Here is a 14,999-nt window from a genome sequence, read left to right as displayed (position 1 = left end):
TTGCAGTGATCTTGCCGCAGTGATCTGCTGCCCCAACCCTACCGGTCAGGCGGGAGAGTGCCCCGGGGTACCTCCGGGCGTCTTACACACCGGACGCCCGGGCGCGCTCAAAGGTGAAGCGGCACCGGTTACTGGGCCGGGTCGTCCTCGCGCTCAAGGATGACCTCCTCGGTATTCGGGAAGATCATTGGGTAGAGCACGCCGGCAAGGGCCGCACCTGCTAATGGTGCCAGCAGGAACACCCACACCTGCCCCAGCGCCTCGGGGGAGAACCACGCCACTGCCAGAGACCGGGCGGGGTTGACTGAGGTATTGGAGATGGGGATGGACACCAGGTGGATAAGTGTCAGGGCCAGGCCGATGGCAATAGGTGCGAACCCAACCGGTGCCCTGCTGTCAGTAGATCCCAGAATGACCAGCAGGAACAGGAATGTCAGGACAAACTCGGCCAGTAGGACAGCGCCCATCGAGTAACCGAAGGGCGAGAGCTCGCCATAGCCGTTGAGCGCGAATCCGGATTCGCTGATGCTGTAGCCACCGGCCTGCTGGGTGACCAGGGCGTAAATGACGAGGGCGGCCAGCGAGCCGCCGAGGATCTGGGCCGCACAGTACGGCAGTACCGCTCGTGGCTCCACACGCCCGGCCAGCAGCGCCCCGAGAGTGACCGCCGGGTTGAAATGTCCACCGGAGATATGGCCGAAGGCATAGGCAGAGACCAACACCGAGAGGCCGAAGGCCAATGCGACACCCAGGAAACCGACCCCGGCGTTGAAGTCTTCGGAGACCCAGGCGGAGGCCGCGAAAATCGCCGTACCGCATCCGCCGAGCACCAGAATGAACGTGCCGATCAGCTCGGCCAGCAGTCGTGAGGTCATCGATGAGGACACAGCATCTCCTTCAGCGCGCTAGAGGGCCCGTCATGCCCATGGCCCTCAAGAGAGTTCTGGTGCAACTTCAGGGGCATCGTAACCACGGTTGAGCCCCCATGTCTGCCCCTGCGGGCCAGCAATCTCCCGGTGTCCACGGACCATCAGAAGGCCTACCCCATGAGGGCAGGTTTGGCATGACTCCACACTGACGCGTAGACTGGAACACCGGTGTCTCCGGACACCTCTACTGAGCGTGCCCCACAAGGTGCGCTCGTAGGGCAGTGGCGCAATTGGTAGCGCAACGGTCTCCAAAACCGTAGGTTGCAGGTTCGAGTCCTGTCTGCCCTGCGTCTCTCCAGCCGAGAGGATCCGGCGAGACACACCAACTCATCGTCCCTACCAGAAGATGGAGTCCTCGTGTCACAGACGCCCGTGACTGATGTCCAGGGCCCTGCCGGCAGCGGCGACGGCCCCCGGGGACCGTTTGGCAAGGTGTGGCTGTTCCTCAAGCAGGTCATTGATGAGCTGCGCAAGGTCATCGTCCCGACCCGCTCCGAGCTGGTGAACTACACCCTAGTGGTCCTGGTCTTCGTGATCATCGTGATCCTGATCGTCACTGGTCTGGACTGGGTCTTCAGCCGTGCCGCAGACATCGTCTTCGGTGGCGGAATCTGAGCCGGACGACGACGCCGGCCACGTACCAACGCATACATACCAAGGAGAAACGTGTCTGATCAGGAACTGACGCAGGACGAGACAGTCGAGGCTGTCGAGACCCCTGCTGAGGAGGAGAAGACCTACGAGGAGCGCGTAGCTGAGCTGAAGTCCAAGCTGCGCCGCGACCTCGGCGACTGGTATGTGGTGCACACCTACGCGGGCTATGAAAAGCGCGTGAAGTCCAACCTGGAGACCCGTATCCAGACCCAGGACATGGAGGACTACATCTACGAGATCGACGTCCCCATGGAAGAGGTCGTCGAAATCAAGAACACCCAGCGCAAGGTCGTGACTCGCGTGCGCATCCCCGGCTACGTGCTGGTGCGCATGGAGCTGACCGATGAGTCCTGGGGCGTTGTCCGCCACACCCCCGGTGTCACCGGCTTCGTGGGCAACGCTCACGACCCGCAGCCGCTGAGCACCGACGAGGTCTTCGAGATGCTGGCCGAGCACCGCCTGGGCAAGCCTGATGCTCAGAAGAAGGTGGACGTGGCCGACGGCGACGAGGCTTCGGCACCGGCTCCGGCCCAGGAGATCAAGGTGGACTTCGAGATTGGTGAGTCCGTGACCGTCACCGACGGTCCCTTCGCCACCCTGCCGGCGTCGATCTCTGAGATCCACGCCGACTCCCGCCAGCTGGTGGTGCTCGTCTCGATCTTCGAGCGCGAGACCCCGGTGACGCTGAACTTCAACCAGGTCGAAAAGATCTACTGAGGTCTTAACGCCATAACTTAAGCTTTCGTCGTCGGACTCTTGCTTTGGAGTCTGGCGACGATTCGATCATCTGCGCCACAGATGGTCACCCCTGATGCCCTCGCTCCTGAGGCCTCAGGAAATCGTGAAGAAAAGGACGCAAGAAACATGGCCCCGAAGAAGAAAGTCGCCGGCCTGATCAAGCTGCAGATCCAGGCTGGTGCCGCTAACCCGGCACCGCCTATCGGCCCTGCCCTCGGTCAGCACGGCGTGAACATCATGGAGTTCTGCAAGGCCTACAACGCCGCGACTGAGTCCCAGCGCGGCAATGTGGTGCCTGTGGAGATCACGGTCTACGAAGACCGCTCCTTCACCTTCGTCACCAAGACCCCGCCGGCTGCTGAGCTGATCAAGAAGGCCGCTGGTGTGCCCAAGGGCTCCGGTGTGCCGCATACCGACAAGGTCGGCAAGCTCACCCAGGCTCAGGTCGAGGAGATCGCTCAGACCAAGATGGAGGACCTCAACGCGAATGACATCGCCGCAGCCTCCAAGATCATCGCCGGTACCGCCCGTTCCATGGGCATCACCGTCGAAGGCTGATTTAAGCCTGCAGAAGAGGCGAGCTAGCTCGTGATCTTCAGGCGATGAAGTCCAGTAAGCGCCGAAGGCGTGGTGGGTGACATCAGCCGCATATGACAAATAACGTTTGATCCCTGCCAAGGGGTCAGTGGGAAGGGCCGAGCGCGGTCCGCGTACCACAACTGCTAAGGAGAAAACGCAGATGGCACAGCGCAGCAAAGCATATAGGGCAGCCGCCGAGAAGATCGGTCAGGACAGCCTGTACACCCCGGTCGAGGCAGTCGCCCTGGCCAAGGAGACCAACCCGTCGAAGTCCGACGCCACTGTAGAGGTGGCATTCCGCCTCTCCGTGGATCCCCGCAAGGCAGACCAGATGGTGCGCGGCACCGTCAACCTGCCCCACGGCACCGGTAAGACTGCCCGCGTGGTGGTCTTCACCCAGGGTGACAACGTGGCCAAGGCTGAGGCCGCCGGCGCTGACTTTGTCGGCGGCGATGAGCTGATCGCCAAGGTCGCAGAGGGCTGGACTGACTTCGACGCCGCCGTGGCTTCCCCGGACATGATGGGTAAGGTTGGTCGCCTCGGTAAGATCCTGGGTCCCCGTAACCTGATGCCGAACCCCAAGACCGGCACCGTGACCCCCGACGTGGCCAAGGCCGTCACTGACATCAAGGGCGGCAAGATCGACTTCCGCGTCGACAAGCACTCCAACCTTCACTTCATCATCGGCAAGACCAGCTTCGAGGAGAAGCAGCTGGCCGAGAACTACGCCGCTGCTCTGGAAGAGATCCTGCGCCTGAAGCCCTCGGCTTCCAAGGGTCGCTACATCCAGAAGGCCACCGTATCCACCACCTTCGGCCCGGGTATTCCGGTTGACCCGAATGTGACCAAGGTAGTCGCCGGCGAGTAAAGCCGTAAGAGTCTCACCACGACTCTGATTTCAGGAAGAGCCTCGTTCCCCTCAGGAGGAGCGGGGCTCTTCCTGTTCGCAACGGCACCGGAGCTCAGGATTGGTCTTGGGTGCCTCAGGTGTGTATAGTTATTCACTGACCAAAGACCGCCGGTCGTTGTTGTCGTGTGGAAATCAGTTGGCTCTGAGTTCCACGGTCACCAGGATGAGTTCCTGGGGTGCGACACAACTGTAAAGACCCTCTGGGGCGACCTGCGCAGGTGCAACGAAAGCCGCTGAAGATCCTTCGAACAGATGATCTCTGGAAGAAGGAACTATCTGTGAGCCCCGTGCGTCTGCGCATCGGGGCTTTTTTCTTGCCTGAAGGCAGAAGGAACTCCGCGCACCGAGACTGACCGGCCTGTGAATTCGGAAGGAGTGCCATGGCGAATCCTGAGAAGGCTGCCGCCGTCGAGGAGCTGAAGGAACTGTTCAGCAACTCGACTGCTGCCGTGCTCACGGAATACCGCGGCCTCTCCGTGGCCCAGCTGCAGAACCTGCGCCGGTCCGTGCGAGAGAACGCGAACTACGCCGTGGTGAAGAACACGCTGACCGAGATCGCAGCCAAGGAGCTCGGCATCGACGCCTTTGATGGCAAGATGTCTGGCCCCTCTGCGATTGCGTTCGTCCACGGCGATGCTGTGGATGTGGCTAAGGCCCTGCGTGACTTTGCCAAGGACAACCCCCAGCTCATCGTCAAGGGCGGCTACATGGATGGCCAGGCTCTGGACGAGGCTGGTGTGAAGAAGCTCGCGGATCTTGAATCCCGTGAGGTTCTGCTCGGCAAGCTGGCTGGTGCCTTCATCGGCGCACAGTCCAAGGCTGCTGCTACTTTCCAGGCTCCGATCTCCAAGATCGTGCGCACTGCGGAAGCCCTGCGCGTCAAGCAGGAAGAAGCTGCCTGAGTCTCTGCCGAGACCCGACGGATCAACTCACCGGCGTAGTGGTGGGTCCCGTCACCTTCGACTGTACGCAGTCCGAGACTAACCAAGATCCGCGTGTGCCACACAGGGTCCAGACTGGCCCGGCACAACAGATATAAGAAGGAGCGCCACCCATGGCGAAGATGAGCAACGAAGAACTGATCGAGCAGTTCAAGGAGATGTCGCTGATCGAGCTCTCTGAGTTCGTGAAGCTGTTCGAGGAGACCTTCGACGTGACCGCAGCCGCTCCGGTTGCTGTTGCAGGTGCAGCCCCGGCTGCTGGCGGCGAGGCCGCTGCTGCTGAAGAGCAGACCGAGTTCGACGTCATCCTCGAGGCCGCTGGTGACAAGAAGATCGGCGTCATCAAGGAGGTGCGCGGCCTGACCTCCCTCGGTCTGAAGGAGGCCAAGGAGCTGGTCGACGGCGCACCGAAGGCCGTGCTCGAGGGCGTGGACAAGGATGCCGCTGAGAAGGCCAAGGAGGCCCTGGAGGGCGCCGGCGCCACCGTCACCCTGAAGTGACACTCTTCGCATAAACAAAAGGACCCCCGGAGATTTTCTCCGGGGGTCCTTTTGTGTGCTGTGCGTTCTAAATGCGCTGCCCAGGCTTGGGTTTCAGACCTGCTGCCACAAGCGTCAGGCCTGCCAAGGTACAGATCACCAGTGCCACGGTGATGGGGTCAACACTGACCGAGAAGACCACCGAGGCGATGACCCACATCGCCAGCAACAGGCAGATGACCCCGAATACCATCGTCCCGGTGCGGATCCCGGGCTTCTCCCTGTCGGTAGTACGCGGATATACCGACGACGGTCCAACTGGGGTCGTTGGCCCGCTGGAGTACACGCTGCTGTGCTGCTGCATTTCTGCACGCTGCCACCAGCGGGGCTTCCGCTCTGGCTCCTTCCAGGTGAAGTCCATCTCTGACTGAGCCTTCAGGGACTCGGCAAGCAGCGCATCGACGTCCTTGGGTTCGCTCGGGCTGGGCATAGACGCGGTGGGCTGATGCCTGGTGCCCAGCGGGCGTGTGGCGTCGTCGTTCGTTCTGTTATTCATCATCGGTCACCTCTTCCTGCCACTGCAGGTAGTTCTCATAATTGTCGTCCAACTCCAGTTCGCGCAGCCAGGACCGGTACTCAGGGTCCATGAATCCGGTGTCGTGGTACTCCTCGAGCTGCCAGGCCTCTTGGTCCTCCTCGGTCCAGTCGCTCTCGTCCCAGTTGCCCAGGACCTCCTGGTCATAGGTGCTGGCGTCGTAGATGGTGAGGTTGCCGAATGCCGAGTTCAAGTTGAGTTCGATGGTGTCCGTCGGCACGGTGGGTCCTTCATTGCCGAAGTCCACGTCAGGGGTTCCGAAGCCGGCCACGTTGTGCCAAAAGTCCCCGGCCCGGATCTCCATATTGCTGAGAGCATGAGCGTTCTTGGTCACCACATGCGTATTATCCGGAACGATGACTGTGGTGTTGGCGAAGGCCGAGTTGATCTCCACTGAGGTGCTGTATCCCCAGTCCGGATCCTGAGGATCCTCACCGGCCTCCTGAGCCATCTGCTCGCGCAGCTGCCGCAGATCCACAGTGGTGTTGGAGAACGCTGTATTCACTGACTGGCTGTCGCTGTAGTAGTCGCCGAAGACGTAGTTGGCGCCGCGGCCATCGATGCCGGTGCTGTATCCGGAGAAGAGCACCATCATCAGCACCGTGAAAATCATCAACAGTCCGGTGCGGCCCTTCCGGCCTCGCAGCCCGGAGACAATATTGGCCAGCCCCAGCAAAGCCACCAGTCCGGCCAGTGCCACCAGCACTGCAGTGGGGCTGGAAAGACCGATACCCGCTCCGAACCAGGCAGCAGCTGCCAGCAACGGAAGGGCCAGCAGCAGGATGCCCAGGGTCACCAGACGACGACGCCGCCGTGCCTCGCGCTCGCGAGGGTCCTCAGCGGGCTCCGGCGCTTCCGCGGGGGTGACCGGTGCGCTGTACCCTGCGGGTTTGCTGCGCGTTCCTGCAGCGGCTCCGGCGTAGCCACCTGCTGCAGGCCCCGTCGCTGAAGAGGTTGGATCACCGTGCTCGGCCGCCGAGCTGGCAGCGGCGCCAGCCGTCTCCTTGGGATACCAGGCGGGTTTGCCGTCGGGCCGCTGTGCGTTGCGCGCTGAGCCGTCGTCGTCCGCGGACGAGCCTGCTGACGACTCAGCGGGAGAAAAAGGGCGGGAGCCGGTCCCGGTGTGCCCGCGGCCTGCGTCTGGAGCGTCATAGGGGGAGGGGGCGTCGCTGTGCCGCCAGTTGCGGAAGATCAGATACACCACCCAAGCCACTACGCCCAGGATCATCAGGTTCAGCAGCACTGCGAAGGGGCCAGCAATGCTCACCGGAGTGAAGACATTGACCGCACCGATCAGGGTGAGACCGGCCGCGCCCCACAGCCCGCTCGGGTACTCCCCGCGAAGCGCCTGCTGTGCGTGGATCCGACCGTGGGTATCCGGCAGGAACAACCACGCGAGACCGTAGATCAGTGCAGTGGGGGAGAAGAAGAGGATGAAGGCGACGACGCCGAGGCCGCGCACCAGGGCGGCGTCCCAGCCTAAGCGCTGGGCTGCCGCAGCGAACACACCCCCGGCCCAACCGCCTTCGGGTCGGCTGATGCCTGTGGAGCGGATCCAGTTGAAGAGCTGATGCCCGGCTTCGGGTCGACCCGGACCGGGTTCGCCGTGCGGGGCGGAGGAGTATGCGTTGTCCATGCTTCAAGCTTGCCGCTGGAGATGCATTGTCCGCTATGCGGGTTCCCCCTGATTCACCCCTGATCTGCGGAGCTTGTGGCCCGGAATCTTGCCTCCAACGAGAGTTTGATAGGGGTGCCCGTGGCAGGATGGCCCTATGAACCCCGAGACTGCAGCATCGCCGCGTCCCGCCCTGGTGCGCCCGCCGCTGCGCCGTGCTGTCGGCACGCCGGTGGCCGGTGTGTGTCTTGGGCTTTCCCGGCATCTTGGACTTTCGGTCCCCGTGGTGCGTGTGGTGATGATCCTGCTAACCCTGGCCGGCGGTGTGGGGCTGTTGCTCTACTGCTGGCTCTGGATATTTGTACCAAGCGATCAGGAACCGGTCCCCGAGGCGGCTGCCCGGGGTCTTAGTGGTCCTGCGGTGCAGGGTGCAGAGGCTGCCAGTTCCTCCCATACTGCAGCGAATAGCGACGACGCCGCCTGGGAGAGTCAGGATCGGCAGGTTCGTGCCAAGCAACTGCTGGATTCCTTGACCAGTTCCCCTGAGGTGCTGCTTGGCGGGCTGCTGCTGGGTGCGGGTGTGCTGCTGATGCTGCAGATGGTCGGGGTTGAGATCGACTTCCGCATGATTGTGCCTCCTGCGGTGCTGCTGATCGGCGTGCTGCTGGCATGGTCGCAGCTTGATCGCAGCACATCCGGGCAGGCGGCACGAGGTGAGAGCACGCGCGCCGGTGCGCTGTGGCAGGTGGTCGCAGGCGCATTTCTGGTGCTGATAGCGGTAGTGGTCATCGCGGCGGGCATGGTGTCCGGGGGAAATCTGATCCTGGGACTGGTGCTGGCCGCTATGCTGCTGGCCGGCCTGGCCTTGGTGGTCGCGCCCTGGCTGATTCGGCTCTATCGCACCTCCAATCTCGAGCGAGCCCGTGCTGCGGCTGAGGCAGAGCGCGCAGATATCGCGGCACATCTGCATGACTCAGTGCTGCAGACACTGGCCATGATTCAGAAGCAGAAAGCGGATCCGGCCGCCGTCGAACGTCTTGCCCGCAGCCAGGAGAGGCAGCTGCGCGCATGGCTGTACCGGCAGAATGCGGCCGACCCAGGGACGTTGAAAGATCAGCTGTTGGCTGTTGCCGCTGAGCTTGAAGAGGTGCATTCGGTGCCGGTGGAGGTGGTCGCTGTGGGCGATTCCCAGCGCAGTGATCATTCCGCTCTTGTGGCCGCAGCCCGGGAAGCCATCCTCAATGCCATCAAGCACGCCGGCCCGGCCTCGGTGTATATCGAGTCCAATGCGCGAGAGGATGCGGTCTTTGTTCGTGACAGGGGTTCAGGTTTTGATGTCGAGTCCATTGGAGAGGATCGGCTTGGCGTCCGGGAGTCGATTATCGGCCGGATGAAGCGAGCAGGCGGGCACGCACGGATCCGCTCCGGTGCTCGCGGCACAGAAGTGGAACTGTGCATCCCCGTAGATTCCCCCAGCACCCAGGAGAGCACCGCATGAGCACCCCCGCACCTGTTCGTCGTGTCGTGATTGTTGATGATCACGCTATTTTTCGCGCCGGGCTGCGCGCTGAGCTTGCCGGTTGTGTTGATGTGGTGGCCGAGGCTCCCGACGTCGAATCTGCTGCCGCGGTGATCCGCCAGCAGGTTCCTGATGTGGTGCTTCTTGACGTGCATTTACCCGGTGGCACCGGCGGGGGCGGGGCTGAAGTGGTCAAGCTGTGTCGGGACCTTCTGGAGGAAGTGAAGTTCCTGGCCATCAGCGTTTCTGACCAGGCCGAAGACGTCGTCTCGGTGATCCGAGCTGGCGCCAGAGGCTACGTCACCAAGACCATCAGTGCCGCAGAGCTCGTGGAGGCAGTGGAATCCGTGGCCTCCGGGGATGCGGTGTTCTCGCCTCGACTGGCGGGTTTTGTGCTGGATGCCTTTGGCACCTCCGGTGTGGTGGAGGACGTCCGCGATGAAGAGCTGGACAGACTCTCAGCACGTGAGGTGGAAGTCATGCGGCTGATCGCCCGGGGTTACACCTACCGGGAGATTGCCTCAGACCTGTTCATCTCCATTAAGACCGTGGAAACCCACGTCTCCAAGGTGCTCCGCAAACTGCAGCTGTCCAGCCGACATGAGCTGACCCGCTGGGCCGAACAGCGTCGCATCGTCTGAGCCTTGTTGAGCCGGCCTGCGCTGGCCTTCGTGTGATCGTTTTACCCGACCTTCGGAGAAATACCTGCCCGTATACGGGGCGGTAAAACACCGAAGCCCGGGTAAAATTCGGCAGCTTACACTGCCTGCGGCACATAGGCCTCCCATCTGCGAGCCACACATGCGCCCTGGCTGGAGAAGCATCAATTGCGTGGTGCAGCGGTGGAGGCCCGGACCTCCAGGGACGGCGCAATGGTGATGTGCCGATCCTCTATCCGGCCGCCGATCCTCTCCAGCAGCATCTCCAAAGCCATCCGCCCCATCTCAGTGCGAGGCTGATCCACGCTGGTCAGCTGCGGGCGGAGCATTCTGCACACGCTGGAATTGTCATAGCCGACCACGCTGAGCTGCTCGGGGATACGCAATCCAGCATCCAGACACGCCCCCACGAGGTCAGCGGCGATCCTGTCGTTCTGGGTAAACACCGCCGTGGGGGCTGAAGTCTCTTCCTGGAGCTGAAAGATGAGGTACTTGATAGCGGCGTCGAGATGCTCAGGTCCTTCGATCTGCGGCTCTATACCGGGCAGCAGGTTCCGCACGATCTCGGAGAAAGCCTGCCTGCGGTGCATCGCAGCCGGACGAGAGGAACCCGTCAGATGGGCAATGCGGGTATGCCCCAGGCTCACCAGATGCTCCACGGCGAGCTTCGCCCCGAGCTCATCGTGGTTGGCTACGGTGTCGATTCCGCTGACCCGCTCAGGCAGGCGGCCTACTACCACCAGCGGCACCCGTCTGCCGATTCGCTCCAGGGACTGGGGAGGCACCCAGGAGGACACAATCACCACTCCTTCCACACCCAAGGCCAGGAGCGAATCCAGCTCCGCCTGCATGCGGTGAGGATCGCGGCGTCCGTGGGCGATCACTAGGCGTAGGTCATTCTCCACGGCGGTGTCTTCGACGCCGAAGGTGAGGTCGCGGTGGTAGCTATTGCCCAGATCTTGAAGCAGCACCCCCACCAGCCCGGTTCGTCCCTGCACCAGGGAACGGGCCCACACATTGGACCGGTAACCCAGCTCCTGAGCCACCGAGAGGATGTGCTCGCGGGTAGCTTCTGAGACGCCGCGCTGATTGCGAATGGCCAGGGAGACCGCTGACTTCGATACCCCCGCAGCCAGGGCCACGTCATGGATCGTGGGCGCTCGGCCAGAGCGACGGCGGGCAGGCACCTTTTCAGGGGCAGAGCGGAGTCCAGTCATCGTGGGGCGAACCTCTTAGTAAGAAAAGCGAGCGATTCAGGTTCAGCGTATGGCGGCTGAAGTGCGCGCGGGCTCGAAACTGGCGCGTTCCAGCGAATTGTCGTGGAACGTTCCAGAGCTGTTTACCTTCGGTACTCCAACGCGTCACCGGGTGTTCGTACTTTCGGACACCGGGCCTTGCTGAAACGTTCCAGCTCCTTAGGGCGTTCAGCCCCGCGAATCACATTCCACCGAGAGGATCCTCATGACGCTCACCTCCCTGCCTGCTGCTCTGCGCAGGACTCCCCGTGCCCTGCTGCTGGACTTCGGGGGAGTGATCATCCTGACGGCAAAGCGTCCCGAGGGTCGCCGCGAGTTCGCGCAGGCCCTGTCCCATCGGCTCGAAGAGGCCGGGGCGCCAGTGGCCGCAGAACGGCTGGAGCAGTGCCTGGCCGCCGGTGCTGCGGGACTGAAGCACTGGAAGCACTCCTCCTCGCGGCGCCGGGAACCCCGTGAGCTCACCGTGGCAGAGATCATCGGCGACTTCTACTTCAGCGACCTGGAGGATCCGGCCCGGGCGCTGCTGACCGGCTGGGGTGCCGAGCTGCTGGATGAGATGTCCACTGCGCTGACTGACCACAACCTGCGCGACGGCGTGCCGGAGCTCATCAGCTACGCGCAGCAGAACGGCATTGCCTTAGGCATCGTCTCCAATGCGCACTCCGGACGCAGCCACCGCCGACTGTTGACCGCGCTGGGGCTCGACGGCGTGTTCGGGACTCAGATCTATTCGGATGAGGCCGGAATTCGCAAGCCGCACCCAGACATGTTGGGTCGGGCTGCCCGTGGGCTCGGGGTCGACCTCAAAGACGCCTGGTATGTGGGCGACACTATGGACCGCGATCTGGTGGCCGGCCGACGCGCCGGAGTGGGAGCGGTGATCCTCACGCGTTCTCAGCACACCGATAACCCGCCGTTCCCCATTGACGATACGGCCGAGGCCGTCGTCGACAACCCCGCCGAGCTCCTCCAGCTGCTGCAGGCCACTGAGCCGGCGGAAGTCCTCGCGGCTGAATCTGACCCCGCAGTGGATCAGGATGACGCCGCCGGAACTGCTGCCAGCTCCGGTGCCGTGCCGGTGCGAGCCCTGCTGCTGGACCACGGCGGGGTCATTTCCGATACCGTCAAGCCGCAGCAGCCCTTCGCAGAAGCCGCCGAGGCAGTTGAGCAGGCGCTGCTGCGCGCCGGATGCCCCGTGGCGGAAGGCCGCGGGCTGGAGATCATTGAGGCTGCACATCAGCGGTACAAGGAATATAAAGACGCGCAGGAAGCACAGGGCACCTACAAGGAAGTCACCCCGCGGCTTTACTGGGGCGAGTTCACCAAGGAGTCGGTGACCCCGCAGCAGACCGAGGTGCTGCTCGCCGAGGCCGAGTCGCTGCAGATGCCGCTCTACCGCTCCAAATCTCATAAGCGCGAGCGCGAAGGCATCCGGGATCTCCTGCTGCACTGCAAAGAGGCTGGCATCCCGGTGATCATCGTCTCCAACACCATCTGCGGCCGCGGGGTCCGCAGCATCATCGCCGGATACGGGCTGGATCACCTGGTGGCCGGCTGGGTCTGCTCCGATGAACTCGGGCTGAAGAAACCCCACCCGGACATCTTCCGCTACGCCCTGCGCATGGCCTCAGTGGCCCCCGAAGAAGCCGTGATGGTGGGCGATAAGCCCTTTAACGACGCCATGGGGGCTCAGCAGGTGGGGATCGGTCGCCGCATCCTTACCCGCGGCGGTTCCGGCACCGACGCAGAGCTGCAGCAGGCGCTGGAGACCGGATGGGCTACATCAGTAGTGGATCATCCCGGGCAGATCCTGGCACTGCTGAACTGAGCGCCGTCGGTCACTGGAACGATCCAGTGAATTCCGCAGAATTCTTCCCCGTAAGTCACCGGAGAGTTCACCGAGAGATTACTCAGCGTCCCTAGCGTGACAACTGGAGCGATCCAGAAGCCCTTGGGCCTGTTCGTTCACCACTGGCACACCACACTTGAGAGGCATCACTATGCGATATGCAGCATCGGCAGCCACAGCGCTGACGGTCGCGGCACTGGCGCTGACATCCTGCGGGGCAACCGCCCCGGCAGCGTCAGAGCCCACCGAGGACAACAGCAGCACCGGCCATATCGACACCGGCATGGCCAACGGATCACCGGCCCTGGCAGACCAGCTCACTGCCCCCACTGCAGAGTCCCCGCAGCTCGCCGAGCGTGTCGAGGCCGGGGAGCTCCCTGAACTGCAGGACCGTATGCCGGCCGAGGCGGTGACCCTGATCGGCAAGGATGGTGTGGGCCAGTACGGCGGCGAGCTGCAGATGGCCATGAACGGCAACGACGATGACTCTCTCATCCGCCGTTACGCTGCCTATGAGCCCATGGTGCGCTGGGATGGTGACTGGTCTTCGGAGCTGACCCCCGGTGTGGCACGTCAGTGGGAGGTCTCTGAAGACGCCACCACCTATACCTTCCACCTGCAGGAGGGCATCCGCTGGTCTGACGGGGAGCCTTTCACCTCTGATGACATTGTCTTCGGTTACCAGGATGTGCTCATGAATGAGGCCCTCACCCCGGGGCCCACTGAGTACCTCATGGACCCGGAAGGCAACTGGCCTGAGGTCACCGCCATTGATGAGCACACTGTGGAGCTGAAGTTCCAGGCCCCGCATGGCTTGTTCCTCATGCAGCTGGCCCGCGCAGAAGAGGATGGAAAGTTCCACCGCTTCCCACGCCACTACCTGGAGCAGTTCCACGCTGACTACAACTCTGATGCCGAGCAGATGGCCGAAGAGGAGGGTTACGAGGACTGGGCGGATATGTTCACCGCCAAGGGCTGGGTCACCCTGGGCACCGGTTTCGACTCCCGGTGGATGAACCCCGAGCTGCCCCAGCTCAACCCGTGGATCATCGAGAATCCCGCCTATGAGGGCACCCGCGTCACCGCAGTGCGCAACCCCTACTACTGGAAGGTTGATGAGGACGGCAACCAGCTGCCCTATATCGACCGCCTGGTCTTCGACGTCTTCGATTCCGCCGAAGTCATCGCCTTCCGCGCAGCAGCCGGAAACATCTCCTATCAGGACCGTCACTTCGATCACGACTTCCGCCCGCTGCTGGCGGAGTCCATGGACGAATATGACTTCAGCCTGATTGATGTCACCTCCACGGATATGAACACCCTGCTGTTCAACTTCAACCACATCCACCCGGATGAGCAGATGCGCGAAGTCTTCACCGACCTGAACTTCAAGGCTGGTCTGAGCCACGCGCTGAATCGCGACGAGATCATCGAGCTGGTCTACTTCGGCCAGGGGGAACCAGCACAGGCTGCCCCGCGTGAAGGCTCCCCGTACTACCACGAGGAACTCGCCACCCAGTACCTGGACTTCGATCTGGACCTGGCTGCTGAGTACCTCGACGAGGTGCTCCCCGATAAGGACGACGACGGCCGCCGCCTCGGCCCAGACGGCACACCATTCACCTTCGCTGTTGATGTGGCCACCGACCGTTCCGTAGAACATGCCCGCGTCCTGGAGCTTGCTCAGGGCCACTGGGCAGAGGTGGGCATCACCATGGAGATCCAGTCGATGGACCGTGACCTGCGTAATGAGCGTCGCGACGCCGGCGAATTCGATGTCTATGTCCGTGACGGCTCAGCCGGCCTGCAGGACGCCATCCTGCGTCCGCACTGGTATATGCCCTACGGCGACTCCGGCGCATACGCCTGGTCCTGGGGTTCGTACTACCTCGACGGCGAGGACGCCGGTGAAGCACCGCCGGAGGACTCCCCGGCATGGCGCCAATGGGAAATCTACGACGAGATCCTGGTGACCGCTGACCAGGAACGCCAGGCGGAACTCATGCACGAGCTGCTGGATGTCTCTGCTGAGGCGTTCTGGACTATCGGTGTCTCCACAAGCCCCAACCGGGCCGGCGTCGTCGCCAATGATCTGCGCAACGCACCGCATGAACTCTTCGAAGCCAGCGCCTACCAGAACCCCGGCCCTTCGTACCCCGCACTGTGGTGGTGGGAGAACCCGGATGAGGCCGTGGCCGATGACGAGGAAGACGCCCAGGAGTACGTAGACGAGTACGAGGGCGAAGACCTGCCCGAGTAGTCCCGGCGGCGCGAAC

At 62.9% G+C, this 14,999-nt stretch carries 14 protein-coding genes and 1 tRNA gene; 11 read left to right on the top strand and 4 right to left on the bottom strand.

Annotation, left to right across the window (positions count from 1 at the left end):
* Positions 1 to 128 precede the first annotated feature (128 nt).
* On the bottom strand, positions 129 to 875 hold the full coding sequence (gene aqpZ / locus ABEA23_RS01865) for an aquaporin Z (RefSeq protein WP_345476673.1): 747 nt from the start codon (positions 873 to 875) through the stop codon (positions 129 to 131).
* Between the two features lie 269 nt (positions 876 to 1,144).
* On the opposite strand from aqpZ, the gene ABEA23_RS01860 reads away from it, so the two are divergent.
* The 7 genes from ABEA23_RS01860 to rplL all read left to right on the top strand — a co-directional run bounded on the left by ABEA23_RS01860 (position 1,145) and on the right by rplL (position 5,251).
* Positions 1,145 to 1,217 (top strand) — tRNA-Trp (locus ABEA23_RS01860).
* 69 nt (positions 1,218 to 1,286) lie between these two features.
* On the top strand, positions 1,287 to 1,544 hold the full coding sequence (gene secE / locus ABEA23_RS01855; RefSeq protein ID WP_345476399.1) for a preprotein translocase subunit SecE: 258 nt from the start codon (positions 1,287 to 1,289) through the stop codon (positions 1,542 to 1,544).
* A 51-nt stretch (positions 1,545 to 1,595) separates the two neighbouring features.
* Entirely contained in the window at positions 1,596 to 2,300 is a 705-nt protein-coding gene (nusG, locus tag ABEA23_RS01850; RefSeq protein WP_345476398.1) for a transcription termination/antitermination protein NusG, read from the top strand.
* 147 nt (positions 2,301 to 2,447) lie between these two features.
* Positions 2,448 to 2,879, top strand: coding sequence for a 50S ribosomal protein L11 (gene rplK / locus ABEA23_RS01845; RefSeq protein ID WP_260072567.1), 432 nt, complete (start codon positions 2,448 to 2,450; stop codon positions 2,877 to 2,879).
* A gap of 181 nt (positions 2,880 to 3,060) precedes the next feature.
* Complete coding sequence (gene rplA, locus ABEA23_RS01840) at positions 3,061 to 3,768, top strand: 50S ribosomal protein L1 (protein ID WP_345476397.1); 708 nt, start codon at positions 3,061 to 3,063, stop codon at positions 3,766 to 3,768.
* A 422-nt stretch (positions 3,769 to 4,190) separates the two neighbouring features.
* The gene (gene rplJ, locus ABEA23_RS01835; RefSeq protein ID WP_044493828.1) at positions 4,191 to 4,712 is read left to right on the top strand and encodes a 50S ribosomal protein L10; all 522 of its coding nucleotides are present in this window, start codon (positions 4,191 to 4,193) and stop codon (positions 4,710 to 4,712) included.
* A 152-nt stretch (positions 4,713 to 4,864) separates the two neighbouring features.
* Complete coding sequence (rplL, locus tag ABEA23_RS01830) at positions 4,865 to 5,251, top strand: 50S ribosomal protein L7/L12 (protein WP_044493829.1); 387 nt, start codon at positions 4,865 to 4,867, stop codon at positions 5,249 to 5,251.
* Positions 5,252 to 5,318: 67 nt separating this feature from the next.
* On the opposite strand, the gene ABEA23_RS01825 is transcribed toward rplL, so the two are convergent.
* Together ABEA23_RS01825 and ABEA23_RS01820 are read right to left on the bottom strand one after the other, a co-directional pair.
* Positions 5,319 to 5,786 (bottom strand): hypothetical protein, encoded by a 468-nt coding sequence (locus ABEA23_RS01825; protein WP_345476396.1) that lies wholly within the window; start codon positions 5,784 to 5,786, stop codon positions 5,319 to 5,321.
* Positions 5,779 to 7,461: a PspC domain-containing protein gene (locus tag ABEA23_RS01820; RefSeq protein WP_345476395.1), complete on the bottom strand. Its 1,683-nt coding sequence runs from the start codon at positions 7,459 to 7,461 to the stop codon at positions 5,779 to 5,781. The genes ABEA23_RS01825 and ABEA23_RS01820 overlap by 8 nt, the downstream gene beginning before the upstream one ends.
* 136 nt (positions 7,462 to 7,597) lie before the next feature.
* On the opposite strand from ABEA23_RS01820, the gene ABEA23_RS01815 reads away from it, so the two are divergent.
* Together ABEA23_RS01815 and ABEA23_RS01810 are read left to right on the top strand one after the other, a co-directional pair.
* Positions 7,598 to 8,938 (top strand): ATP-binding protein, encoded by a 1,341-nt coding sequence (locus ABEA23_RS01815; RefSeq protein WP_345476394.1) that lies wholly within the window; start codon positions 7,598 to 7,600, stop codon positions 8,936 to 8,938.
* Entirely contained in the window at positions 8,935 to 9,600 is a 666-nt protein-coding gene (locus ABEA23_RS01810; protein WP_345476393.1) for a response regulator, read from the top strand. Before ABEA23_RS01815 ends, ABEA23_RS01810 begins: the two co-directional genes overlap by 4 nt.
* A gap of 182 nt (positions 9,601 to 9,782) precedes the next feature.
* On the opposite strand, the gene ABEA23_RS01805 is transcribed toward ABEA23_RS01810, so the two are convergent.
* Complete coding sequence (locus ABEA23_RS01805) at positions 9,783 to 10,835, bottom strand: LacI family DNA-binding transcriptional regulator (protein ID WP_345476392.1); 1,053 nt, start codon at positions 10,833 to 10,835, stop codon at positions 9,783 to 9,785.
* Positions 10,836 to 11,079: 244 nt separating this feature from the next.
* Between ABEA23_RS01805 and ABEA23_RS01800 the strand changes: the two genes are divergently transcribed.
* Both ABEA23_RS01800 and ABEA23_RS01795 read left to right on the top strand, forming a co-directional pair.
* The gene (locus tag ABEA23_RS01800) at positions 11,080 to 12,702 is read left to right on the top strand and encodes an HAD-IA family hydrolase (protein ID WP_345476391.1); all 1,623 of its coding nucleotides are present in this window, start codon (positions 11,080 to 11,082) and stop codon (positions 12,700 to 12,702) included.
* Between the two features lie 172 nt (positions 12,703 to 12,874).
* A complete protein-coding gene (locus ABEA23_RS01795; protein ID WP_345476390.1) occupies positions 12,875 to 14,983 on the top strand; it encodes an ABC transporter substrate-binding protein in 2,109 nt (702 codons plus the stop codon).
* Positions 14,984 to 14,999 lie beyond the last annotated feature (16 nt).

This window comes from Nesterenkonia rhizosphaerae, assembly GCF_039544555.1.
Classification (GTDB): domain Bacteria; phylum Actinomycetota; class Actinomycetes; order Actinomycetales; family Micrococcaceae; genus Nesterenkonia; species Nesterenkonia rhizosphaerae.
This window is presented reverse-complemented; position numbering and strand designations above follow the sequence as displayed.